Raw genomic sequence first — 23419 nt, forward strand, 5'->3', positions numbered from 1 at the left:
CATGGACACGCTTTCGATCAGCGAATCCGTCGCCGCGCTAGGCCGCGGCGGCGTGATCGCGTATCCGACCGAAGCGGTGTGGGGCCTGGGCTGCGATCCGTTCAACGAAGCCGCGGTGCGGCGCCTGCTCGCGATCAAACAGCGCGAGGTCGACAAGGGATTGATCCTGGTCGCCGCCGGGCGCGCGCAGTTCGAGGGCCTGATCGACTGGAACGCCCTGCCGCCCGAGCGCCGGGCCCTCGTCGAGGCCAGCTGGCCCGGCGCGAACACCTGGATCGTGCCGGCCACGGCACGCATGCCGCGCTGGATCACCGGTGCGCACGCCGGCGTCGCGGTGCGGGTAAGCGCGCATCCGCTCGTCGCGCAGCTGTGCACGCGGTTCGCAATGCCGATCGTGTCGACCAGTGCGAATCTTGCCGGCCAGCCGCCCGCGTTCCGCCGCGACGCGCTCGATCCGGCCCTGCTTTCGCAACTCGACGGCGTCTGCGACGGCGAGACCGGCGGACTCGCCGCCCCCACGCCGATCCGCGACGCACTCACCGGCAACGTGCTGCGCACCTGACGCCGGACCCGGCGCCACGGCATGCGCGATTCGCGCTGCGCGCGCGCGCAATAGATGCGACAGGCACTGACAGGTGCTGACGGCTCGCCCGGCGCGGAAGCGGCTGAACCTCGCGGCAACGCCGCCGGACGCCGGCTTCCCTGCCCCGGCCGCCCGGCGCAAGATGACCGGATGAACCGCGCCGGTCCCCTCGCCTCGCTCGTCCTGCTGCCGCTGCTGGCGGTGAGCGCGCGCGCCGCCGACGTGACCATCTACCGCTGCACCGACGCTTCCGGCCACCTCACGCTGCGCGACACGCCGTGCCGCGCCGGCGAGAAGCAGGAAGCGCGCAACATGGTGCGCCCGACCGACCCGCCGCCGCGTCCGCCCGCCCCCGCCGCCGCGCCGGCAGCGCCGGCCACTGCGCGCGAACCCGCGCCGCGTTACATCGTGATGACGCCGCCACAGCCGCTGTACGAATGCATCGCGCCCGACGGCGAGCGCTACACCAGCGACACCGGCGAAGGCCGCGCGCGCTGGGAACCGCTGTGGGGCTTCGGCTATCCGGCCGTTCCCCTGCACCGCCGTGGCGGCGGCGTGAGCGCGGACATCGGTTTCCACGACGGCGACGTCCGCGGCCGCGTGCGCATCGGCGACGATGGGCGCCCGCATCATCGGCCGGCGGTGCTCGTGCCGGCGGTGCCGTCCGGCCAATGGGTGTACGACGAATGCCACCGCCTGCCGCAGGCCGAAGTCTGCGATCGCCTGCGCGACGAGCGTTACGAATTGAACCGGCGCTGGAACATCGCCCAGCCCAGCGAGCGCGCGCAGATCGACCGCGAGACCCGCGGCATCGATGCACGCCTGACCAACGACTGCGGAGACAGTTGATGCGTTTTGCCATTCGCGGCCGCGGCCGCGCCGCCCTCGCGACCGTGCTGCTCGGCGCCACCCTGCTCGCCGCGCAGGAGGCTTCGGCCGAGGGCGTGGTCATCTACCGCTGCACCGACGCCAACGGCGCCCTCACCATCCAGAACGGCACGCCCTGCCCCAAGGGCAGCAAGCAGGAACGCCGCGTGATCGAAGCCGCGCCGACGTCCACCGCGCCGCCGTTCGTGCCGACCCCCGCCGCGCCCGCCGTCGTGGTGCCGCCCGCCTTGCGCGCGCCCGCACCGCTCGCGCCACCGGTGGAATCCGCTCCGCCTCCGCCGCCGGCACCGGTCGAACCCGCGCCCGCCATCGCCGACGGCGAGCGCCTGCCACCGCCGTGGCTGTACGAGTGCCACACCTACGACAACGACAGCTACCTGAGCGAGAGCGGCGATCCGAAGCCGCGCTGCGTCACGCTCACCACCACCGGCCTGGGCGGGATGATCGAAAGCGGCAACAACACCGCCGCCTGCGAAATGAAGATCGACCAGTGCCAGCGCGTGCCCGACGGCACGGTGTGCGACGCATGGCGGCGGCGCCTGCGCGAGGCCGAATCGGCGCTGCGCTTCGGCGTCACCGAAGACCGCGCGAAGGCCGAAGCCGAAGTGCAGCGCCTGACCCGCGTGGTGCGCGACACGACCTGCGGCCGGCAGTAGCGCTCAGCGCAGGAACGCGGCGAGCGTCGCGCCGTATTCGGGGAAGTCCTGCACCGTGCCGTGCTCGCCCTGCGGCAGCGCGAGCACCTGCGGCGGTTGCGGCAGCGCGACGATCAGCCGCTGCGTGTTGGCCGGCGGCACCACCGCATCGCGCCCCGCACGCACCACCAGCACCGGCCCGCGATACGCGGCCAGGTGCGCGACCGAGTCGAAGCGGTCCTGCACCAGCCAGCGCACCGGCAACCACGGGTAATGCGCCTGCGCCACGTCCGCCATGCTGTCGAACGGCGTGATCAGGGCGAGTCGCGCGACCGGACGTTGCGCGGCCACGTAAGCGGCGACGCCCGAGCCCAGGCTGCGGCCGATGACCGCGATCGGCGCGTCCGGTCGTTGCGCATGCACGCGGTCGTAGAGCGCGAGCGCGTCGCGATACAGGCCGCGTTCGTCCGGCGTGCCCGGATTGGCACCGTAGCCGCGGTACGGCAGCAGGTAGACGGTGCTGCCGGGGAACCAGCGCGCGAAGTCGTCGCGATTGCGTTCGACCGATTCCGCATTGCCGCCGAAATACAGGATCGACTTCGGCTGCCCCGGATTGACCACCCAGCCGCGCAGGTGCAGGCCGTCGCTGTCGAGCGCGAAGTCGGCATCCGTCGCGGCGGTGCGCGTCGCCTGCGGGAAGTACATCAGGCTGCGTTGCCGCGCATACAGCAGGATCACCCCGGCCGCGTAGGCGAGCACGAGCAGGACGAGCAGCTTCAACACGGTTCTGCGCAGCGCGGCATTCCGGGACATGTGTACTCCTGGGGGCGTGGTGGCTCAATCGTCGCCCAGCGCGGCGAAACGCGTCGCCAGATCGTCGATCAACGCGCGCACCGACGGCAGCAGGCCGCGCCGCGACGGAAACACCGCGTGCACGATCTCGCGCCGCGGCCGCCACTCGGGAATGACGCGCACCAGTTCGCCGCTGGCCAGCGACGCCGCGATCATCATCGTCGGCAACTGCACCACGCCCACACCGGCGATCGCCGCCGCGCGCAGCGCCGGCATGCCGCGGGTGATGAAGCGCGGCTGGTGGTGGATGCTCGCCTGCGCGCCGTCGGGGCCGAACAGGTGCCACACGTGTTCGTTCTGCGGCGCGCCGAGATCGAGACTGGGGAAACGCGCGAGATCAGCCGGACCCGACGGCACGCCATGCTGTTCCACCAGGCCCGGACTGGCGACCAGGCACTGGCTGCGTTCGGCGAGCACGCGCATCACCAGATCGCTGTCCTGCAACGGCGGCGGGCGCACGCGCAACGCGACGTCGATGCCTTCGCCGACCACGTCGACGCGGCGGTTGGTCGCCTCCAGATGCACTTCCACGCGCGGGTGTTCGACCATGAAGGCCGCGAGCATCGGCGCGACCGTCGTGTCGAGCAGCGCCACCGGGCAGGTCATGCGCACGACGCCGCGCGGCTCGGTGCGCGTCACCTCGATCGCTTCCTCCGCCGCCTCGGCTTCCACCAGCATCGCCCGGCAGTGCGCGTGGAAGGTCTGGCCGACCTCGGTCACCGAGAAGTGCCGCGTCGAACGCTGGATCAGGCGCACGCCCAGCCGCTCCTCGAGCAGCGCGATGCGCCGGCTCAACTTGGACTTGGGCATGCCCAGGGCGCGCCCGGCCGGGGCGAAGCCGCCGTGCTCGACCACCTGGGCGAAGTAGTAGAGGTCGTTCAGGTCCAGCATCGGCCAGCCCGCCAGCGTTCACAAAACAGGACTCTGAGGGTAAATCCTGCCGACTACCGGCGCCATCGTTCCGGGATCAGGATGCGCTCCAACGCAGAAGGGCCCCATCCCGCGGCCCCGCGAAACGGTTGGAGTGACCATGAAGAAGATCCTTGGCGTCTACAGCGCCCCCCGCCCGCACTGGGTCGGCGACGGTTTCCCGGCCCGCTCGCTGTTCTCCTACAACAGCCACGGCCGCGACCTGAGCCCGTTCCTGCTGCTCGATTACGCCGGTCCCTACAAGTTCGATCCGGCCACCGCGCCGCGCGGCGTCGGCCAGCACCCGCATCGGGGCTTCGAGACGGTCACGATCGTCTACGAGGGCGAAGTCGAGCACCGCGATTCCACGGGTGCGGGCGGAAAGATCGGCCCGGGCGACGTGCAGTGGATGACCGCGGCATCGGGGATCCTGCACGAGGAGTTCCACTCGCACGAGTTCACCCGCAGCGGCGGCACGCTGGAGATGGTGCAGCTGTGGGTGAACCTGCCGGCGAAGGACAAGCTGGCCGCACCCGGTTACCAGACCCTGCTCGATGCGGAGATCCCGAGCGTCGAGCTGGCTGATGGCGCCGGCCGCGTGCGCGTGATCGCCGGCGAGTTCGACGGCCACCGCGGCCCCGCGCGCACCTTCACCGCGATGGACGTGTGGGACGTGCGGCTCAACGCCGGCAAGACCACGACGTTCACGCTGCCCGAAGGCCGCACGCTCGCGCTGGTCGTGCTCAAGGGCACGGTGCTGGTGAACGGCTCGGCGGTGACGCGCGAAGCGCAGATGGTGACGCTCGCCCGCGACGGCAGCGACGTCGCGCTGGAGGCGAACACCGATGCCACCGTACTGCTGCTCAGCGGCGAACCGATCGACGAACCGATCGTCGGCTACGGCCCGTTCGTGATGAACACGCAGGAACAGATCCACGAGGCCATCGTCGACTTCAACAGCGGCAAGTTTGGCCGCATGCAGTAAGCCGCAAGCGCCGGTCCGTTCGGGCCGGCGCTTTTTTGTCCAGCCCGCGCAACGACCGCGCGCGGGTGCAGCCACCGTGCCGCACGGCACACCACCACCGGAGCACTCCCATGGCAAGCGAACCGATCCGAGATCCCGTCAACGACCACCTGCTCACGCCGCAGAACGCCGCCTTCGTCATCATCGACTACCAGCCCGTGCAGGTGAATTCGATCGCCTCGATGGACCGCCAGTTGCTGGTCGACAACATCGTCGGCACCGCGAAGGCTGCGGTCGCCTATGGCCTGCCGATCGTGCACTCCACCGTCAACGTCAAGACCGGCCTCAACAAGCCGCCGATCCCGCAGCTGCGCAAGGTCCTGGGCGATTACCCGACCTACGACCGCACCACGATCAACTCGTGGGAAGACGTCGAGTTCCGCAAGGCGGTCGAGGCCACCGGGCGGAAGAAGCTGATCATGACCGCGCTGTGGACCGAGGCCTGCCTGACCTTCCCCGCGCTCGATGCGCTGAAGGAAGGCTACGAGGTCTACGTCGTCGCCGACGCCGTCGGCGGCACCTCGGTCGCCGCGCACGAGATGGCGCTGCGCCGCATCGAGCAGGCTGGCGGCCGGATGATCAGCGTGCCGCAGCTGTTCTGCGAACTGCAGCGCGACTGGCAACGCCGGGAAACGGTGCCCGCCTTCATGAATCTCTTCATCGAAACCGGTGGTACCGCGGGTATCCAGTTTTCCTACGACCGCAGCGAATAGCGCGACCGCGACAGCCGGCCGCGCGGCGTGCCGGCTGCATTCGATGCCGCTTGCCGTTCCAGGCAGCGGCGTCTTCATTCCCTTGCCTGGAACGATGGCGTAACGTCGCGGCCAGCGCGCCGCAGGAGCCGACATGAAGAAGGTCAACCTCGCCACGGTGGTGTCCACCGACGCGAACTACCTGCACCACATCCACGCCGGTCGCTTCGATCTCGACACGGACGAACCGAAAGCGCTCGGCGGCCAGGGCGCCACGCCCGCGCCGTTCGACTACTACCTCGCCTCGCTGTCGGCCTGCACCGCGATCACCCTGCGCATGTACGCGCAGCGCAAGGGCTGGAACCTGGGTGAATTCCGCGCCGAACTCGCCCTGAGCTTCGACGACGACGGCAAGCCGCACGTGCACCGCACCCTGCATTCGGACCAGCTGCTCAGCGATGAACAGTGGAACCGCCTGCTCGAGATCGTCGCCAACACGCCGGTGACGAAGGCGATGCGCGAGGGTGCGGTGATCACCAGCGAACGCGGCCGCTGATCCGGCAGAAGGAAACCCGCATGACCACGCTTTCCACCGTTTACGCGCGCAGCGGCACCGTCCCCTACACGGTCAGCCTGAGCGACGATCTCGACCACGCCTGGCTCGGCGACGAGCCGCCCGACACGGGCGGCGCCAACCGCGGCCCCGATCCCACGCGCCTGCTGCTGTCCAGCCTGGGCGCCTGCACCGTGATCACGCTGCAGATGTACGCCGCGCGCAAGCAGTGGCCGCTCGCCGGGGTCGAGGTCGAGCTGCAGTTCAATCCGGCGGGCAAGCCGAAGAGCGGCACCGACATCACCCGCCGCATCGTCCTGCAGGGCGAGCTGGACGACGCACAGCGCGCGCGCCTGCTGCAGATCGCCAACGCCTGCCCGATCCACAACGTGCTGGTGGGTGAAGTGCGCATCGACAGCTCGCTCGCCGGCTGATACGTCCTTCGTCACGTCGTCACATCACTGCCTCACGGAGTCTCCATGGTCAGGATCCTCGGCATTTCCGGCAGCCTGCGCGCCCGCTCGTTCAACACGGCGCTGTTGCGCGCCGCACAGGAGCTCTCCAGCGACGACGTGCAGTTCGAAGCCGCCACGCTGCACGGCATTCCGCTGTACGACGGCGACGTCGAACAACGCGACGGGCTGCCGGCCGCGGTGGCCGTGCTGAAGGAACGCGTGGCCGCCAGCGATGGCGTGCTGCTGTGCACGCCCGAATACAACAACGGCATTCCTGGCGTATTCAAGAACGCGATCGACTGGCTGTCGCGCCCGGCCGAGGACATTCCGCGCGTGTTCGGAGATCGTCCCTTCGCGGTGATCGGCGCCTCGCCCGGCGGCTTCGGCACGGTGCTGTCGCAGAACGCCTGGCTGCCGGTGCTGCGCACGCTGCGCGTGCGCTACTGGTCCGGCGGCCGTCTGCTGGTGTCGCGGGCGCACACGCTGATGGATGCCGAGGGCGACCTCACCGATCCGGCGACGCGCAAGCTGCTGGCCGAGTTCGTGGCCGGCTTCGCTCATTTCATCCGCGCCTGAGCAGCTTCCTCGCAGGAGCGCCCCATGGGCGCGATCGCGACACGGCCTGGCCACACCTGCGCGGGAAAACCTGTCCGCGGATGCTCCACCGGGCGCAACAACGTCGCGGGCATGGCCCGCTCCAAAAGCGAGCGTCAGGGACTTCGTAACGCCACGGCGCGATAGGCGGTCTCGCCTAGAACCCGTAGCGCAAAAACCCGCCATCCACCGCGATGCATTCCCCGGTGACGTAGGCCGAGGCCGGCAGGCACAGGAACGCAACCGCCGCGGCCACTTCCTCCGGCTCGCCGATGCGGCCCAGCGGCGTGCGCAGCAGCACCTCGTCGAGGTAGTCCGGATCGGCGAGCTTGTCGGAGGTGCGCCGCGTGCGGATGTACCACGGTGCGACGCAGTTCACGCGCACGCCGTCTTCCGCCCATTCCACCGCCAGGTTGCGGGTCATCTGGTGCATCGCCGCCTTGCTCATGCCGTAGGGCGCGCCGCTGCGCACGTGGGTCACGCCCGACACGCTGCCGACATTGACGATGCACGAGGCCGCGTGTTTCGTCAGCAACGGGTAGGCATAACGCGAGAGCTCGAACGCGGAGAACAGGTTGATCTCGAAAATCTGCCGCCACTCGTCCTCGGTGTAGTCGGTGGCGGCCTTGGTGACGTTGCCACCGGCGTTGTTCACCAGCACGTGCAGGCCTTCGCCGAAATCCTCGACCCAGTCGAGCAGTTCGCGCCGCTGTTCCTCGTCGGCGACGTCGGCGACGAAGGTGTTGACCTCGCGCTCGGGAAAATCCTCCAGCAGCTCGGTGCGCGCCGATTCCAGCCCGGTCGCGTCGCGCGCGGCCAGCAGCACGTCGGCGCCGAAGCCGAGCAGTTCGCGCGCGATCGCGCGACCGATGCCGGCACTGCCGCCGGTGACCAGCGCCAGTTGCCCGTCCAGTCGCCAACGCTTGGGGTCCATGTGCTCTCCATCCCGATGCTGCCTGCGCGAGGGGCGTAGCATAGCCCGCGGCCCGACCGGAGACCCCGCCATGCTTCGACCGTTGCTGTGCTGTGCGCTGCTGCTCGCCGCCTGTTCCCGGCCGCAACCGCCCGAAAAGGAGCGGCCCGTCGAACCGCGGGCAGCCCAGTCCGATGCCGCGCTGACGCAGGCGATCCAGGCGCCGCTCGACAAGGCCAAGGGCGTGCAGGACACGCTGGACAAGGCGGCCGAACAGGAACAGGCGGAGATCGACCGGCAGACGCAATAGGCGCCGCTGTTCCGCAACGAAGAACGCCCGGCAGTGCCGGGCGTTTTCGTAGCGATCGCGTGGTGGCCTAGAAGCCGCAGAAGCAGTACGCGAGCGCCTTCACCGGCACGCCGCGCGTGGGCTCGATCGCGCTTTCCAGGAAGCGCAGATCCTGCGCCGTCTGCGGCAACGCCCTGGGCAGCATGGTCTGCGCCAGCCCCTGCGCGAGCGCCGAATGCTGGAACAGTCGCGCCCCGATGCGGCTTTCGGCGAAGCGCGAGAAGAACTGCGCGAACGGCGGCACGTCCTTCTCCAGGTAGCGCACCTGGTAGCTGCCCGGCTTGCCCAGGCGCGCGCGCCTGGCCACATCGGCGATCGCATCCTGCAGGCCGCCGAAGTCGTCGACCAGGCCGCGTTCCTTCGCCTGCGCGCCGCTCCACACGCGGCCGCGCGCGACTTCGTCGATCTGTTCGACGCTGCGCTTGCGCGCGCTGGCGACGCGGCCGGTGAAATCGCGGTAGCCCTTGTCGATCACGGTCTGGATGACCTGGCCGACTTCGGGCTGCAACGGGCGGGTGATGTCGAACGCGCCGGCGAAGCGCGTGGTACCCACGCCGTCGCTGTGCACGCCGATCTTGTCGAGTGCGCGCGGGAAGGTCGGGATCAGGCCGAAGATGCCGATCGAACCGGTGATCGTCGAGGGATCCGCATAGATCCGGTCGGCGTTCATCGAGATCCAGTAGCCGCCCGACGCGGCGAGATCGCCCATCGATACCACCACCGGCTTGCCCGCCTTCTTCAGGCCGGCGATCTCGCGGCGGATCTGCTCGCTGGCGAAAACTTCACCACCGGGTGAATTCACGCGCAGCACCAGCGCCTTGACGTGCTCGTCCTCGCGCGCATTGCGCAGCAGCTCGGCCGTGGACACGCCGCCGATGCGGCCCGGCGGCTGCTCGCCGCCGCTGATCTCGCCCTCGGCGACCACCACCGCGACCTGCGGGCGCTCGTCGAGCGGATTGATCTTCGCGTTGAGGTGCCGGAGGTACGCGTCGAAAGACACCTGGCGGTAGCCGTCCTCCGCATCGCTGTCGGCGGCGCCGCGCTCGGCGAGCATGTCGCCGACTTCCTCGGCGGTCTTGAGGCCGTCGACGAGTTTCTGCTGCAGCGCGTACTTCGCGAGATCGCCCTGCGCCGCGGCGATGCCGGCGGGCAGCTGGTCGATGCCCTCGGCGACCTTGGCCGCATCGAGCTTGCGCGCCTTCGCGACGTCGCCGAGGTAGCGCTGCCACACGTCGTTCATCCAGAACAGGTCGGCTTCCTTCGCCTGCGGCGAAGCGGCATCGAGCACGTAGGGTTCGGCCGCCGACTTGTATTCGCCGACCTTGAACAGGTGCACGTCGACGCCGAGCTTGTCCTGCAGGCCCTGGCGGTAGTACTGGCGATAGCGGCCGAGGCCTTCGAGCAGCATTCCGCCCATCGGGTCGAGATACACCTCGCTGGCCTGCGCGGCGAGCAGGTACTGCTTCTGGTCCATCATCTCGCCGTAGGCGACGACTTCCTTGCCGCTTGCCTTCACCTTCGCGATCGCCTCGGCGACTTCGCGCAGCGAGGCCATGCCGGACGCCTGCAGGCGATCGAGCTTGAGCACCACGCGCTCGATGCGCTCGTCGTCCTTGGCCGCGTCGAGCACGCGCAGCAGGTCGCGCAGCTGGATCTCGTCGCCCTCGCGATCGCCCATCGCGTGCTTGAACGCGCGCTCGGCGGGATCGGAGGAGAACTGCTCGACCAGCGGGCCGGTGGGTTCGATCACCAGCGCCGTGTTGTCGAGCAGCGGCTTGGTTCCGCCGGAGCCGGCGATGGCGAGCATCACCAGCAGGAACAGCAGCAGCAGGCCGAAGAAGATGAAGTTGACGATCAGCCGGCGGGTGAAGTTCATCACGGTCCACAGGCCGACGAAGAATTCGGCGACGGGGCCGCGACGGGGAACGGTATTCATGTACTTGACTCCAGAGCGATTGCGGCAGGGTACCTGCCCGCTGCGGCGGTTTCACCCGCCACAGGTCATCGTGACCTCATGACCGTTGTGCCTGCGTAAGCTGCGGGCGCGTCGGGCGGCCGCCGACGCCGACCTCGTCCGCCGTGGCGGCGACCGCTTTACCCAAACAGGCGGGTGGGATCGACGGACAGACGGATCACGGGGCCGGACCCCCTACGCGTTGCGCGCCGACCGCCAGAAGCGCGTGCACAGCAGCACCGCCGCCATGGTCAGGCCGAAGATCAGCCCGATCCACATGCCCCGCGGCCCCCAGCCCAGGCCGAGCCCGAGGCCCGCGCCCACCGGCATGCCGATGCCCCAGTAGGCCAGCGCCGCCAGCAGCATCGGCACGCGCGTGTCCTTGAGCCCGCGCAACGCGCCCGCGGACAGCACCTGCACGCCATCGGGAAACTGGAACGCCGCCGCGTACAGCAGCAGCGACGCCGCGAGCGCCGCGACCGTGGCATCGGCGGTGTAGAAGCCGACCACGAATTCGTTGCCGGTCAGCAGCACCAGCGCCGACAGCGCCTGCGTCGCCAGCACGATCGTGTACCCGGCGAGGGCGGCGCGACGCAGGCCGCGCGCATCGTCGCGGCCGAGCGCATGGCCGATGCGCACGGTCGTCGCCTCCGCCACGCCCATCGGCACCATGAAGCACAGCGCGGACACGTTGATCGCGATCTGGTGCGCCGCCGCCGGGATCTCGCCGAGACGGCCGATCAGCAGCGCGGTGGCGATGAACAGGCCGCCTTCCATGGTCACGGTCACGCCGATCGGCAGACCGGTGCGCAGCAACGCACGCAGCGCGGGACCGTCGGGCTCGTCGAAGCGACCGAACAGGCGCAGGTCGGCGAAGCGCTTCGCGCGTGCGAGGTACAGCGCGAAGGCGAGCGCCTGCGCCCACATCATGATCGCCGAGGCGATGCCCAGGCCGCCGGCGCCGAGCTCGGGCAGGCCGCCCACGCCGTAAGTCAGCACGTAGCCGAGCGGCACCAGCACCAGCAGGCCGCCGAAGCCGAGCAGCATCGTCGGCAACGTCCAGTGCAGGCCGTCGCTGAGGTAGCGCATGGTCAGGTACAGCGTGAGACCCGGCACGCCCCAGCGGATGCCGTGCAGGAAGGCGATCGCGCCGGGACGGATCTCCGCGGCGATGCCCATCGGTTCGAGCGCGAGCACCGCGGCGCTGAGGAAGCCGAACAGCAGCACGCCGAGCATCGCCGCCAGCCACAGCCCCTGGCGGAACAGCGCGCCGATCTCGTGGCGCCGCCCGGCGCCGTCCAGCTGCGAGACCGCCGGCGGCAACGACATCAGCGTGCCCATCGGAATCATCATCGGCAGCCAGAACAGCGCGGTGCCCACGGCGACCGATGCCAGCGTGGTGGTGTGGTGGTGGCCGGCGATCACGCTGTCGACGAAACCGATCAGGCCGGTCGACACATGCCCCGCGACCAGCGGCGCGGCGAGCACGGCGGTGTTGCGCACTTCGTGGGCGAAACGCGGACGCGTGGGCAGGACGGATTCGATGACCATGGGGGATAGTGGCAGATGCGGGCGATGCGGCACCGCCTGGCATTGGGATGCAGCGGATCGTTGTGCGCCGGCCGCACGGGCGGCGTGCGCAGTGCCGCGATCGATGGGAAGTCGCGGCCGGATTGGAAGCCGCGGGCCGGGTCGCTATCTTAGCCGCCTGTCGACGACGGCAGACGATGCGGCGGGGAGCGGGCATGACGGATTCGGACGCGCAACACGCGCCGGCAAACTGTGAAAACTGCGGCACCCTGCTGCAGGGCCACTACTGCCATGAGTGCGGCCAGTCCGTGCACAGCCCCACGCGGCATTTCGGCCACGCGCTGGAAGAAGTGTTCGAGTCGTTCTGGCATCTCGACGGCCGCGTGTTCCGCACCCTGCGCGACCTGATGGTGCCCGGTCGCGTCGCCCGCAACTATCTGGCGGGCCAGCGCGTGCGCTACATCGCGCCGTTGCGGATCTTCGTGATCGTGAGCCTGCTGACGTTCTTCGTCGGCAAGCTGGTGGTGCACGTCGACGAACCCGCGGTCCAGTTCGGCGGCGAAGGCGCGGCGGAAATCGGCCGCGCGCAGACCGTCGAGGAGGTGAAGGCGGTCGAGGCGCGCCTGCTCAAGAAACTCGAAATCGAAGAGGACAAAGCCCGCAAGGTCCCCGGCGTGAACGCGGCGCTGATCGCCACGCGGGCCAAGATCCAGGGCGAAGCTGCTTCGCGCATCGTCGAGATCGAGCAGGCAGCGGAAAAGCGCGGCGGCCAGCCTGTTGCCGGCACCCCGGCTTCGACGCCAGCGACGGCGACGACGACGCCCGCTGCGGCCGACAAGGCCGACCCGGCCTCCGGCAAGACGGCGTCGAAACCGGCCGAAGAAGACCCATGGCGCTTCAACGATCGCGACTGGGACGAGAAGACCAATCCCGTCGACGTGCCGCTGATGCCCGGCTTCGTCGATCGCTGGGTCAACCGCAAGATCGGCCGCGCCAAGCAGAACCTGGAGCACATGGACGACGCCAACCACTTCGTCCAGGCCGCGCTGGGTGCGGTGCCGACGGCACTGTTCCTGCTGATGCCGGTGTTCGCCCTGCTGCTCAAGGTGTTGTACCTGGGCTCGGGCCGGCGCTACCTGGAACACCTGGTCGTCGCGCTCTACAGCCACGCCTGGCTGTTGCTGGCGATCCTGCTGATGTTCGTGATGAACGCGTTCGACGATGCCGCCGGCGACCAGGGCTGGGTGCCCGTGGTGACCTCGCTGGTGGACGCGGCGATCTGGATCTGGATCCCGATCTACCTGTTCGTGATGCAGCACCGGGTGTACGGCGACCACTGGGCGCTGACCGCCGTGCGCTACTTCGTGATCGGCTCGATCTACATGTTCCTGGTGCTGTTCGTGGTGATGTTCGCAGTGCTGGCGGGGATCGTGGCGTGAGCGGCGTGCCCGGCGGCGTGGTGTACGAGGTCAACCTCGACCTGGACGCGGCCATCCGCGGCGAGTACCTGCGCTGGCTCGCCGGCCACGTCGCCGAGATCTGCGCCCTGCCCGGCTTCCTCGATGCCCGGATCCTGGAAGTCACCGATCCGCCGCCTGCGCCCGGCCGCGCCTCCCTGAGCGTCCAGTACCGGCTGACCGGTCCACAGGCGCTGGGGATCTACCTGGCCGAGCACGCCCCCCGCCTGCGGGCCGAAGGCATCGCCCGCTTCGGCGATCGCTTCGCGGCGTCGCGGCGGGTCCTGGCCACGCTGCCGGACGACCCGGCCGGTGCCGGCTGAGCGCCGGCGGCGTGCCGGGTTCTGAACCGGGGAATTCCCGGCTTGACACCGCGCGATCTGGCGCTCCTCCAGACGTGGCGCGGCCTGCGTGCGGAGCAGTTGTGCACAGCAGTAACAACTTCGTCATCCGGGTGAAGGGGCCATGGATGCGGAGCCGGACGGTGGCGGTGTTTCACGCGCAACTATCTGATTTTGAAAGATATAGCGACGTTGGCACTTTTTTCACCAACCTGTGCGGGGGGCTTGTGTTTACGGCATTGCGCGCGTGTCGGCGCCGTGATTCCACAGACTTATCCACAACTCGTGTGGATAAACCCGAATCTCCTTTTGCTTCCGATAGTTGCGTGACGTACGTCATGTTTGAGGAAAGAATGACGCGCAACTTTCATCCCCGCTTCCCGCACCCGGCGACCGACCGGGCTGAATGGGATAACGCGACTTGCGCGGGTGCCGGACTGAACGGGATTTTCCGCGCCTCCACGCGTGGCGGCCCGGCTTCGCCGAAGATGGCCTGACCCATGTCCGCCCCCACACCCGCCCCCGCGATCTGGCACGTGGCCCTGCCCGTCCCGGTGCCGCGTCTGTTCGACTACCGGCCGGCCACGGGCGCGGCGATAGCCGGCGACGTCGGCTGCCGCGTGCGGGTGCCGTTTGGCCCGCGCGAACTGGTGGGCGTGATCACCGGGACCGGCGCGCCGGATCCGCAGGCGCCCGAATTGCGCAGCGGCGAACGGCTCGACGCCGCGCCGCTGTTCCAGGGCGAACTGCTGGAGTCACTGCGCTGGCTGGCGCGCTATACCCACGCGCCCCTGGGCGAAGTCTTCGCCACGGCCCTGCCCGCGCCGCTGCGCCAGGGCGAGGCGCTCGCCGACACCCGCGCCTGGGGCTGGCGGCTGACCGAAGCGGGCCTGACCGCGCTGCCCCGCCTGCGCGGCAAGCCGCGGCGCCTGGCCGAGCTGCTCGCCGCGTCGGAGCGTTCCGAGGACGCCCTCGCGGAGCAGCTGGACGACTGGCGCGCGGCGGCCCGCGCGCTGACCGGTCGCGGTCTGGTCGAGCGCGAGCCGCTTCCGGATACCCGGACTCCCGCTTCGCCGTCGGCGGGGCCGGCACTCAACAGCGAGCAGCAGGCCGCCGTGGACGCGCTGCTGGCCGCACGCGACGGCTTCGCGCCGGTCCTGCTCGACGGCATCACCGGCAGCGGCAAGACCGAGGTCTACCTGCACGCGATCGCCGACTGCCTCGCCCGCGGGCGCCAGGCGCTGGTGCTGGTGCCCGAGATCGGGCTGACGCCGCAGACGCTGCGCCGCTTCCGCGAGCGCCTCGGCGTGCCCGTGCACGCATTGCATTCGGGCCTGGGCGATGGCGAACGCGCGCGCACCTGGGCGGCGTGCCTGCGCGGCGAGGCGCGCGTGATCGTCGGCACGCGCTCGGCGGTGTTCCTGCCCCTGCCGCGCGCCGGCCTCATCGTCATCGACGAGGAGCACGACGGCAGCTTCAAGCAGCTCGACGGCATCCGCTACCACGCGCGCGACTTCGCCCTGGTGCGCGCGAAGGCGCTCGGCATTCCCATCGTGCTCGGCAGCGCCACGCCGTCGCTGGAGTCCCTTCGCAATGCAAAAGCGGGGCGCTACGCGCATCTGCGCCTGCAGGCGCGCGCGGGCAGGGCGCGGCCGCCGCGCGTGCGCGTGGTCGACGTGCGCAAGCGTCCGCTCGATGCCGGCATGTCGCCGGAACTGTTCGAGGCGATCGCCGCGACGCTGCACGACGGCGCGCAGGCCCTCGTGTTCAAGAACCGGCGCGGCTACGCACCGGTACTGCTGTGCCACGACTGCGGCTGGAGCGCGCAATGCACGCGCTGCGACGCACCGATGACCGTGCACGCCGGTGGCCGTCGCCTGCAGTGCCACCACTGCGGCGCGCGGCGGCCGGCGCCGGACGCATGCCCGGATTGCGGCGGCCTCGCCCTGCAGGCGCAGGGCGCGGGCACCGAGCGCATCGAGGAGGCGCTGACGAAGCGGTTTCCCGACGTGCCGGTGCTGCGCATCGATCGCGGCACCACGCAGCGGCGCGATGCGCTGGAGAAGCTGCTGCACGATTTCGGCTCGGCGCCCGGCATCCTGGTCGGCACGCAGATGCTGGCCAAAGGCCACGACCTGCCCAACCTCACCCTGGTCGCCGTCGTCGGCGTCGACGAAGGCCTGTTCAGTGCCGACTTCCGCGCGCCGGAAAAACTCGCGCAACTGCTGATCCAGGTCGCCGGTCGCGCCGGTCGCGCCGCGCAACCCGGCGACGTGCTGCTGCAGACCCACCACCCGCAGCACGCGCTGCTGGCGACGCTGCTGGGCGGCGGCTACCGCGCCTTCGCCGAGGCCGAACTCGCGCAGCGCGAAGCCGCGGGCTTTCCGCCGTTCGCGCACCTCGCGTTGCTGCGCGCGGAAGCGAAGCAACTCGAGGCGACGCACGCGTTCCTGCAGGCCGCGCGGGCCGCACTGCGCGACGCCGGCGACGCGCTCGAATTGCATGGCCCGCTGCCGGCGCCGATGCCGCGGCGCGCGGGTTACCAGCGCGCGCAGCTGCTGCTGTCGGCGCCGGAACGCCGCACCCTGCACGCCGCGCTGGACGCGGCCCTGCCGGCGATCCACGCACTGCCGGAAGCGCGACGGGTGCGCTGGTCGCTGGATGTGGATCCGGTGGATCTGTACTAGCAGCAGCGAGGAGTACTGCGCCCTTCGCTTTGCAGCTCACCTGCGCGAAGTCGTTCTTCGGCGCAGGCTTCGCGCTGGACACTCCTTCCCGCAGAATCGGCGCATGCCCAGCCAACTCGAACAACTGCGTGCCGTGTCCGCCGTCGTCGCCGACACCGGCGACATCGAGGCGATCGCGCGCTTCCGTCCGCTCGATGCCACCACCAATCCCTCGCTGATGCTCAAGGCCGCCGCGCTTCCCGCCTATGCGCCGCTGATCGATGCGGCCATCGCAAACGCGCAGGGTCCCGATGCGGACGCACGCATCGCCGATGCCGGCGATCGCGTGGCCGTCGCCATCGGCACGGAAATCCTCAAGCTGATCCCCGGTCGCGTCTCCACCGAATGCGATGCGCGGCACAGCTTCGATACCGAAGCGACGCTCGCCCAGGCGCGCAAGCTGGTCGCCCTGTACGAAGCGGCGGACATCGGTCGCGAGCGCGTGCTGATCAAGATCGCCGCGACCTGGGAAGGCATCCGCGCGGCGGAACGCCTCGAGCGCGAAGGCATCCGCTGCAACCTCACGCTGCTGTTTTCCTTCGCGCAGGCCGTCGCGTGCGCCGAGGCGGGCGTGTTCCTGATCTCGCCCTTCGTCGGTCGCATCCTCGACTGGCACCTCGCGCAAGGCGGCGCCGCGCCCGCGTCGCCGCACGAGGATCCCGGCGTGCGTTCGGTCACCCGGATCTGGAACCACTACAAGCAGCACGCCACCGTGGTGATGGGCGCCAGCTTCCGCAACACCGGCCAGGTGCTGGCGCTGGCCGGCTGCGACCGTCTGACCATCGCGCCGGAGCTGCTCGCGCAGCTGGATGCCGCCAATGCGCCGGTCGCGCGCGCACTGGCCGACGATGGCGCGCGTCGAGTCCCGCCCGCGGTGCTCGACGAAACCGCGTTCCGCTGGCAACACAACGACGACGCGATGGCGACGGAGAAGCTCGCCGACGGCATCCGCCGCTTTGCGGCCGACCAGGTGAAGCTGGAACGGCTGCTGGCCGCACGGATGTGAACGGGCAGCCGATGCAAACCGCCACGACCTCCAGCGACCCGCTCACTTCGGCGCAGCGCCTGCGCAGCATCTTCTCGGGTTCGGTCGGCAATCTGGTCGAGTGGTACGACTGGTACGTATACGCCGCGTTCTCGCTGTACTTCGCCCACAGCTTCTTCCCCGCGGGCGACCGGACCTCGCAACTGCTCAACACCTCCGCCGTGTTCGCGGTGGGCTTCCTGATGCGGCCGCTGGGCGGCTGGCTGCTGGGACGCTACGCCGACCGCCACGGCCGCCGCCGCGCGCTGATGCTGTCGGTGCTGTTGATGTGCACCGGCTCGCTGATCATCACCTTCACTCCCGGCCACGCCGCGATCGGCGTCGCCGCGCCGGTGCTGCTGGTGTTCGCGCGCCTGCTGCAGGGCCTGAGCGTAGGCGGCGAGTACGGCACCTCCGCCACCTATCTCAGCGAGATGGCCGGGCAACGCCATCGTGGCTTCTGGTCGAGCTTCCAGTACGTGACCCTGGTGATGGGCCAGCTGCTGGCGCTGGCGGTATTGATCGTGCTGCAGCAGATGTTCCTCAGCGAGGAACAGCTGCGCGCGTGGGGTTGGCGCATTCCCTTCGCCATCGGCGCGCTCGCCGCGGTCACCGCGTTGTGGCTGCGGCGGAACATGCGCGAGACCACGGCCTTCGACCGCAGCGAACGCGATCCGGCCACCGCGCAGACGCAGCAGGGCACGTTGCGCGTGTTGCTGCGCCATCCGCGCGAACTGCTCACCGTGGCGGGACTCACCATGGGCGGCACGCTGGCGTTCTACACCTACACCACGTACATGCAGAAGTTCCTGGTCAACAGCGCCGGGCTCGACAGTCGCGCCGCGGCGCTGCTCAACGCGTCGACGTTGTCTGTGTACATGCTGATGCAGCCGGCGGTCGGCGCCGTGTCCGACCGGATCGGGCGGCGCCCCGTGCTGGTCGCATTCGGTATCGCCGGCCTGCTGCTGACCGTGCCGATCATGACCACGCTGCAACACGTCCAGACCGCGGCGCAGGCGTTCTGGCTGATCCTCGCCGCGCTGTCGATCGTCAGCTGCTACACGGCGATCAACGCGGTGGTGAAGGCCGAACTCTTTCCGGTCGAAGTCCGCGCGCTCGGCGTGGGCCTGCCGTATGCGGTGACCGTCGCTGTGTTCGGCGGCACCGCGGAATACGTCGCGCTCTGGTTCAAGCGCGCCGGCATCGAAAGCGGCTTCTACTGGTACGTCACTGCCTGCATCGGCGTGTCGCTGCTGGTGTACCTGCGCATGCCCGAGACGCAGCGCACCTCGCGCATCGACCGCGATGCCGCGTGACCCCCGCGGCACTCGCGCGCGATACGCGGGACGGGGACAATAGCGGCATGACGACTCCGCCCTCAGGCATTCCCCACGTCGTGATCGTCGGCGGTGGTTTCGCCGGCCTGTGGGCCACGCGCGCGCTGGCCCGCGACGGCGTCCGCATCACCCTGGTCGATCGCCGCAACCATCACCTGTTCCAGCCGCTGCTCTACCAGGTGGCGACCGCCGGCCTGTCGGCGCCGGACATCGCCGCGCCGCTGCGGCACATCCTGCGCGGACAGCGCAACGTGGAAGTGCGGCTGGGCGAGGTCATCGACATCGACGCGGCCGCGCGCACGGTGACGCTGACGGACGGCGACAGCCTGCGCTATGACTTCCTGTTGCTGGCCAGCGGCGCGACGCACGCGTATTTCGGCCACGACGCCTGGGCACCGCACGCGCCCGGCCTGAAGACGCTCGACGATGCGCTGGCGATCCGCCGACGCCTGCTGCTCGCGTTCGAGCGCGCCGAGGCCGCGGCCAGTGCGGAAGAACGCGCGGCGTGGCTGGACTTCGCCATCGTCGGCGGCGGTCCCACGGGCGTCGAACTGGCCGGCACGCTGGCCGAAATCGCACGCCATACGCTGCGCAACGAATTCCGCCGCATCGATCCGGCCGAAGCGAAGGTGCGATTGATCGAAGCCGGGCCACGCGTGCTCGCTTCGTTCCCGGAATCGCTGTCTGCACGCGCACGCGCGCAACTGGAACGACTCGGCGTCGAGGTGTTGACCGGAACGCCGGTGGCCGACATCGATGCCGATGGCTACACGCTCGGCGACGCGCGCGTGCGCTCGCACACCGTGCTATGGGCCGCCGGCGTGGCGGCCTCGCCACTGGGCGCGCTGCTCGACGCACCGCGCGACCGCGCCGGCCGCGTGCTCGTGCAACCGGATCTCAGCGTGCCCGGCCGCGCCGAACTGTTCGTCGCCGGCGACCTCGCCAGCGTGCAACAGGATGGCAAGCCGGTGCCCGGGGTCGCGCCCGCGGCCAAGCAGATGGGCGCGCACGTCGCGCGCGTCATCCGCGCGCGCCTGCGCAACGAACCCGCGCCGACGTTCCGCTATCGCGACTTCGGCAACCTCGCCACGATCGGACGCATGGCCGCCGTCGTGCACCTCGGCCGGCTCAAGCTCTCCGGCCTGCCCGCATGGTGGTTCTGGCTCTTCATCCACATCTTCTTCCTGATCGGCTTCCGCAACCGCCTGATCGTCCTGATCGACTGGGCCTGGGCGTATTGGAGTTATCAGCGGCATGCGCGGATCATTCTGGGGGAGCAAAGACCACCCCTGCCGTAGGCGGCCGGACGCGATTTGTGCGCCTCCTGCCTTTCATGCCTAAATGGCCGGGCCCAACAAGGGCTACAACAAAATCGTTCAAGGAGGACCGATGTCATACCGGCACGCATGGGCCTGCTGTGCGCTCACCCTGTTGGCGGCCTGCCAACCAGCACCGGCTGAAGGCATTGCACGCACCGATACAACGCCGCCAGCTTCCCAGGCGCCCGCAGTCGCTCCGGCAGATCCCGCCGCTTCCAATCCCCGAAACGGCAACGATCTTGTCTCGCAATTGGCCGGCCTCACGCGTACTGGCTTGAACGTAGACGATCCCGGCGTAGCGTCGTATCTGAAAAGCAACTTCAGCGACGCGTGCAGCAAGGACGACGCCTTGCCGTTCGATCAGATCTGCCAGCACTACGCCGAAGATTCCGATGCGAACGACCCCTCTCCCTGGCCCGACCTGATGCTGGGGATACTGGGCCAGCGCATTGTCAGCGCCGTCGTGCTCGATCCTGCGCAAGAGCTCGGTGCCGACTGGACATGCAGCGCTGTCAGCGGTCTGGAGAACGTGCGCGCCTGCAGTCCCACCAACATCGACGCTGCCCAACGAACACAGTGGCTGCAGCGCTGGTCGGCCTTTCTCCACGCCGCGGACTGAGGACTGCATATGCGCACCCTGAAGATTGTCGTGCCGGTTCTGGCCTTCTGGCTGACTGCTTGCAGCGCTTCCTCCTCGAACTCAATGGAGCATGTCGGCTCACAGCCCCACCCCACTGAGAACGCGCCCGCGATGGAAAGCACTTCGTCCAAGGATATGAGCCCCTCCGCCACCGCTGCGCTGGCGCGCGTGGCCAAGAAGGGTATGGCGTACGCCGACTTCCGGAGCGAAGCCATCGCGCTCGGGTGGACGCCAGCCGTCGACCCGATGTGCAAGGCTAACGTGGCAGGTGCCGATCACGTCGCGCTGTGTGCTGGCGACGCGAGCCTGATGTCATGCCGGGCCTGCGACGAGATTCCAGAGCTGAGCGCCTACAGCGGCGATGCCAGGAGTCTCTCCATATTCCGCAACGGGTCCGGCTTGCGCCTGGAAGTCACCGGGTTGGGCGAGCTCAAGGATTGGAATGTAAGCGGGGAGGACTCAGGTCTTCAGGTCCTGGATTGGGAGGTCATCCAGGAGAAGTGACGTATTCGCCGCGCGCAGGCGACTCACGGCTCGGCAGCAGGAATGCCGCGACAGCGGCAAGGCGCATGAAGCGCCAGGATGAACCGGATCTGGCAAGTGTCCGGTTCATGGCAAGCGAATCCGCTTGCGATGGCTGAGGAAGATTCAGGACGAAGTTTCTTCAGGCAATCCATTCATCCATCTTGACCAGACAGGAAGTTACTCAATGAGCGGGAATCCACTACTCGACCTTATCCGGAGAGGAGAATCCGGCGCAGCCGCCTACAACGCCTACAACCGGGGCACATATGTCGATTCGGAAGGGAATCAGCGCATACGCCCGGCCGACCGTCCCATCGATTTTTCCCAACTTACCGTTGGGCAGCTCCAGGAACTGCAACACGCTTCTCGCCGCGACCCCGACAGGTTATTCGCCGTCGGCAAGTACCAGATCATTCCCCAGACGATGGATGACGCCGTGGCGCGCCTGGGGTTGCAACCCGGTGAGCGGTTCACTCCACAGGTCCAGGACCGGATCTTTTCCGAGTACCTGATAGTCACCAAGCGCCCGGCCATCCACGATTACATCGTGGGCAAGCCCGACGCGACCCTCCACAACGCCCAATACGCACTCGCTTGCGAATGGGCGAGCTTCGGTGATCCAAGCAAGGAAGGGCGAAGCCACTACGGTGGCGCCAACCACGGCAGCATCACGCTCGAAGAATCAGCGACCGCGCTGAACGCGATGCGCACTCAGTATCGGACGCTCATCGACCGCGGTGTCGCACCCAACGATGCCTGGCGCAGTGTTGCAACCGCCGATCACGTGCAGACTCAGCACCAGAGCCCGCCTGCCAATCAGGAAGCGGCCGTAGCTGGCATCACCCTCAATGCTGCGTACGATCTGGGAATCCGATACGACCATGTAAGGTACGGTCTTGGCGCAAAGAACCTGGCCAACGGCAGGATCGACTGCGCAGGCTGGGTCAAGGAACTGCAGAACGCCTCCATGTCCGAGGTGAACAGAGAAGCCGGGCGTACTGTCTTCAACAACCGCGATCTGTTCACCACGACGACATCCGATCAGATGATCCGGCAGACGGTCGAGCGGACGGGGATCCTGCACAGGTCGCCGCTCACGGCCGACATGCTCGCGGAGGGCATGATCATCGGCGAGAACAATGGCAAGCAAAGCTGGGAACCTGCCGGCCGATACAAGGGCATCGACCACATCACCATGGTCGTCCGCGATCCGAACTCCGGGAACCTGATGATCAGCCAGTCGCGTGGTGGCGAAGGGGTGGAAATGATTCCGCTCGATCGCTACCTGCAATCCAAGCAGAGTCGTGGCGTGGAACTGTATGCGACCGATCCGCTGGCCAAGGCGCGCGACCTGATCCACAGCGAAGGGCGCTCGCAATCGCCCCATATGGCCGCCTCACCGGCCCCGCAGGCCCGGCGCGGTGCCGGCGACGACGCCGTTCTGCAGCACGGCGACAAGAGCAAGGAAGTCACCCGCCTGCAGGAAACCCTGCGGAGACTGGGCTACCGCGATGCCGACCACAGACCCCTGGTCGCCGACGGCGACTTCGGCGACCGGACTCGGCATGCACTGCAGGCGTTCCAGCGCGAGCACGGGCTCCAGGGGTTGGGTGTGGCCGGGCCGAAGACGCAGGCACTGCTCAGGCAGGCGGACCAGCAACTGTTGACGCATCCGGAGCATCCGTACCACGCGCGCTATCAGCAGGTGCTGGAAAAGGTCCACGCGGCCGAAGCGCAACGCGGCATCAAGCCCGGGCCACATAGCGAGCAGCTGGCGGGTGCGCTGACGGTCGAAGTGCTGCGCGAGCGGATCGATCGGATCGACCGGGTCGAGCTGAACACCCAGGGCAGCCTCGCGCGCGCGGTCCAGGTCAACCCGCTGCGCGACGAACCGGCGCTCAACCGCACCACCGACGCGATCGGCACGCAGCAGGCTTCGTCGCAATCGCTGGCCGAAAGCAGCGAGCAGGCGCGCCAGGTCGCGATCAACGTGCAACTGCAGCAGCAGGAAGAACAACGCCTGCACGCGCAGGCGCCCAAGCCGCAGGCGGTCCAGGCCCACTGACCGTCCGCAAAAACGAACGGCCCGGAATTTTCCGGGCCGTTTCGTCTTCAACGC

General features: G+C 69.0%; 23 protein-coding genes. 18 read left to right on the forward strand and 5 right to left on the reverse strand.

From position 1 onward, the window contains the following. The first annotated feature begins 1 nt into the window (after position 1). The 3 genes from tsaC (at position 2) to ACFPN1_RS09515 (ending at position 2127) form a co-directional block, all read left to right on the forward strand. A complete protein-coding gene (tsaC, locus tag ACFPN1_RS09505) occupies positions 2–562 on the forward strand; it encodes an L-threonylcarbamoyladenylate synthase type 1 TsaC (RefSeq protein WP_386754648.1) in 561 nt (186 codons plus the stop codon). Positions 563–733: 171 nt separating this feature from the next. After that, entirely contained in the window at positions 734–1432 is a 699-nt protein-coding gene (locus ACFPN1_RS09510; RefSeq protein WP_386754649.1) for a DUF4124 domain-containing protein, read from the forward strand. Next, on the forward strand, positions 1432–2127 hold the full coding sequence (locus ACFPN1_RS09515) for a DUF4124 domain-containing protein (protein ID WP_386754650.1): 696 nt from the start codon (positions 1432–1434) through the stop codon (positions 2125–2127). The genes ACFPN1_RS09510 and ACFPN1_RS09515 overlap by 1 nt, the downstream gene beginning before the upstream one ends. A 3-nt stretch (positions 2128–2130) precedes the next feature. Here ACFPN1_RS09515 and ACFPN1_RS09520 read toward each other — a convergent pair whose 3' ends face one another. Both ACFPN1_RS09520 and ACFPN1_RS09525 read right to left on the reverse strand, forming a co-directional pair. After that, positions 2131–2919, reverse strand: coding sequence for an alpha/beta hydrolase (locus ACFPN1_RS09520; RefSeq protein ID WP_386754651.1), 789 nt, complete (start codon positions 2917–2919; stop codon positions 2131–2133). 24 nt (positions 2920–2943) lie between these two features. Continuing rightward, entirely contained in the window at positions 2944–3849 is a 906-nt protein-coding gene (locus tag ACFPN1_RS09525) for a LysR family transcriptional regulator (protein WP_386754652.1), read from the reverse strand. Between the two features lie 139 nt (positions 3850–3988). On the opposite strand from ACFPN1_RS09525, the gene ACFPN1_RS09530 reads away from it, so the two are divergent. The 5 genes from ACFPN1_RS09530 to ACFPN1_RS09550 all read left to right on the forward strand — a co-directional run bounded on the left by ACFPN1_RS09530 (position 3989) and on the right by ACFPN1_RS09550 (position 7167). Further along, entirely contained in the window at positions 3989–4852 is an 864-nt protein-coding gene (locus ACFPN1_RS09530) for a pirin family protein (RefSeq protein ID WP_386754653.1), read from the forward strand. 110 nt (positions 4853–4962) lie between these two features. Then, entirely contained in the window at positions 4963–5604 is a 642-nt protein-coding gene (locus ACFPN1_RS09535) for a hydrolase (RefSeq protein ID WP_386754655.1), read from the forward strand. A gap of 133 nt (positions 5605–5737) precedes the next feature. Next, the gene (locus ACFPN1_RS09540) at positions 5738–6139 is read left to right on the forward strand and encodes an OsmC family protein (protein WP_386754656.1); all 402 of its coding nucleotides are present in this window, start codon (positions 5738–5740) and stop codon (positions 6137–6139) included. Between the two features lie 20 nt (positions 6140–6159). Then, complete coding sequence (locus ACFPN1_RS09545) at positions 6160–6570, forward strand: OsmC family protein (protein WP_386754657.1); 411 nt, start codon at positions 6160–6162, stop codon at positions 6568–6570. Between the two features lie 45 nt (positions 6571–6615). Next, positions 6616–7167: an NADPH-dependent FMN reductase gene (locus tag ACFPN1_RS09550; RefSeq protein ID WP_386754658.1), complete on the forward strand. Its 552-nt coding sequence runs from the start codon at positions 6616–6618 to the stop codon at positions 7165–7167. Positions 7168–7342: 175 nt separating this feature from the next. On the opposite strand, the gene ACFPN1_RS09555 is transcribed toward ACFPN1_RS09550, so the two are convergent. Continuing rightward, complete coding sequence (locus tag ACFPN1_RS09555; protein WP_386754660.1) at positions 7343–8119, reverse strand: SDR family oxidoreductase; 777 nt, start codon at positions 8117–8119, stop codon at positions 7343–7345. 70 nt (positions 8120–8189) lie between these two features. Here ACFPN1_RS09555 and ACFPN1_RS09560 point away from each other — a divergent pair, with 70 nt between their 5' ends. Continuing rightward, positions 8190–8408, forward strand: coding sequence for a hypothetical protein (locus tag ACFPN1_RS09560; RefSeq protein ID WP_386754661.1), 219 nt, complete (start codon positions 8190–8192; stop codon positions 8406–8408). Between the two features lie 67 nt (positions 8409–8475). On the opposite strand, the gene sppA is transcribed toward ACFPN1_RS09560, so the two are convergent. Further along, positions 8476–10383: a signal peptide peptidase SppA gene (gene sppA, locus ACFPN1_RS09565; RefSeq protein WP_386754662.1), complete on the reverse strand. Its 1908-nt coding sequence runs from the start codon at positions 10381–10383 to the stop codon at positions 8476–8478. A 213-nt stretch (positions 10384–10596) separates the two neighbouring features. Next, entirely contained in the window at positions 10597–11952 is a 1356-nt protein-coding gene (locus ACFPN1_RS09570; protein WP_386754664.1) for an MATE family efflux transporter, read from the reverse strand. 194 nt (positions 11953–12146) lie between these two features. Here ACFPN1_RS09570 and ACFPN1_RS09575 point away from each other — a divergent pair, with 194 nt between their 5' ends. From ACFPN1_RS09575 to ACFPN1_RS09615, 9 genes are all read left to right on the forward strand, one after another. Next, positions 12147–13370, forward strand: a complete 1224-nt coding sequence (locus ACFPN1_RS09575) for a DUF3667 domain-containing protein (RefSeq protein ID WP_386754665.1) — start codon at positions 12147–12149, stop codon at positions 13368–13370. Next, positions 13367–13711, forward strand: a complete 345-nt coding sequence (locus ACFPN1_RS09580) for a DUF4286 family protein (RefSeq protein WP_386754666.1) — start codon at positions 13367–13369, stop codon at positions 13709–13711. The genes ACFPN1_RS09575 and ACFPN1_RS09580 overlap by 4 nt, the downstream gene beginning before the upstream one ends. Before the next feature lie 518 nt (positions 13712–14229). Continuing rightward, complete coding sequence (locus tag ACFPN1_RS09585; RefSeq protein ID WP_386754668.1) at positions 14230–16416, forward strand: primosomal protein N'; 2187 nt, start codon at positions 14230–14232, stop codon at positions 16414–16416. A 103-nt stretch (positions 16417–16519) separates the two neighbouring features. After that, on the forward strand, positions 16520–17461 hold the full coding sequence (tal, locus tag ACFPN1_RS09590) for a transaldolase (protein WP_386754669.1): 942 nt from the start codon (positions 16520–16522) through the stop codon (positions 17459–17461). An 11-nt stretch (positions 17462–17472) separates the two neighbouring features. Beyond that, positions 17473–18795 (forward strand): MFS transporter, encoded by a 1323-nt coding sequence (locus tag ACFPN1_RS09595; RefSeq protein WP_386754670.1) that lies wholly within the window; start codon positions 17473–17475, stop codon positions 18793–18795. 47 nt (positions 18796–18842) lie between these two features. Further along, the gene (locus ACFPN1_RS09600) at positions 18843–20114 is read left to right on the forward strand and encodes an NAD(P)/FAD-dependent oxidoreductase (protein ID WP_386754672.1); all 1272 of its coding nucleotides are present in this window, start codon (positions 18843–18845) and stop codon (positions 20112–20114) included. 91 nt (positions 20115–20205) lie between these two features. Then, on the forward strand, positions 20206–20754 hold the full coding sequence (locus ACFPN1_RS09605) for a hypothetical protein (RefSeq protein ID WP_386754673.1): 549 nt from the start codon (positions 20206–20208) through the stop codon (positions 20752–20754). Between the two features lie 9 nt (positions 20755–20763). Further along, positions 20764–21279: a hypothetical protein gene (locus ACFPN1_RS09610; RefSeq protein WP_386754675.1), complete on the forward strand. Its 516-nt coding sequence runs from the start codon at positions 20764–20766 to the stop codon at positions 21277–21279. 205 nt (positions 21280–21484) lie between these two features. Then, positions 21485–23365, forward strand: coding sequence for an XVIPCD domain-containing protein (locus ACFPN1_RS09615; RefSeq protein WP_386754676.1), 1881 nt, complete (start codon positions 21485–21487; stop codon positions 23363–23365). Positions 23366–23419 lie beyond the last annotated feature (54 nt).

It is taken from the genome of Lysobacter yangpyeongensis, from assembly GCF_042655745.1.
In the GTDB taxonomy this organism is placed as follows: domain Bacteria; phylum Pseudomonadota; class Gammaproteobacteria; order Xanthomonadales; family Xanthomonadaceae; genus Agrilutibacter; species Agrilutibacter yangpyeongensis.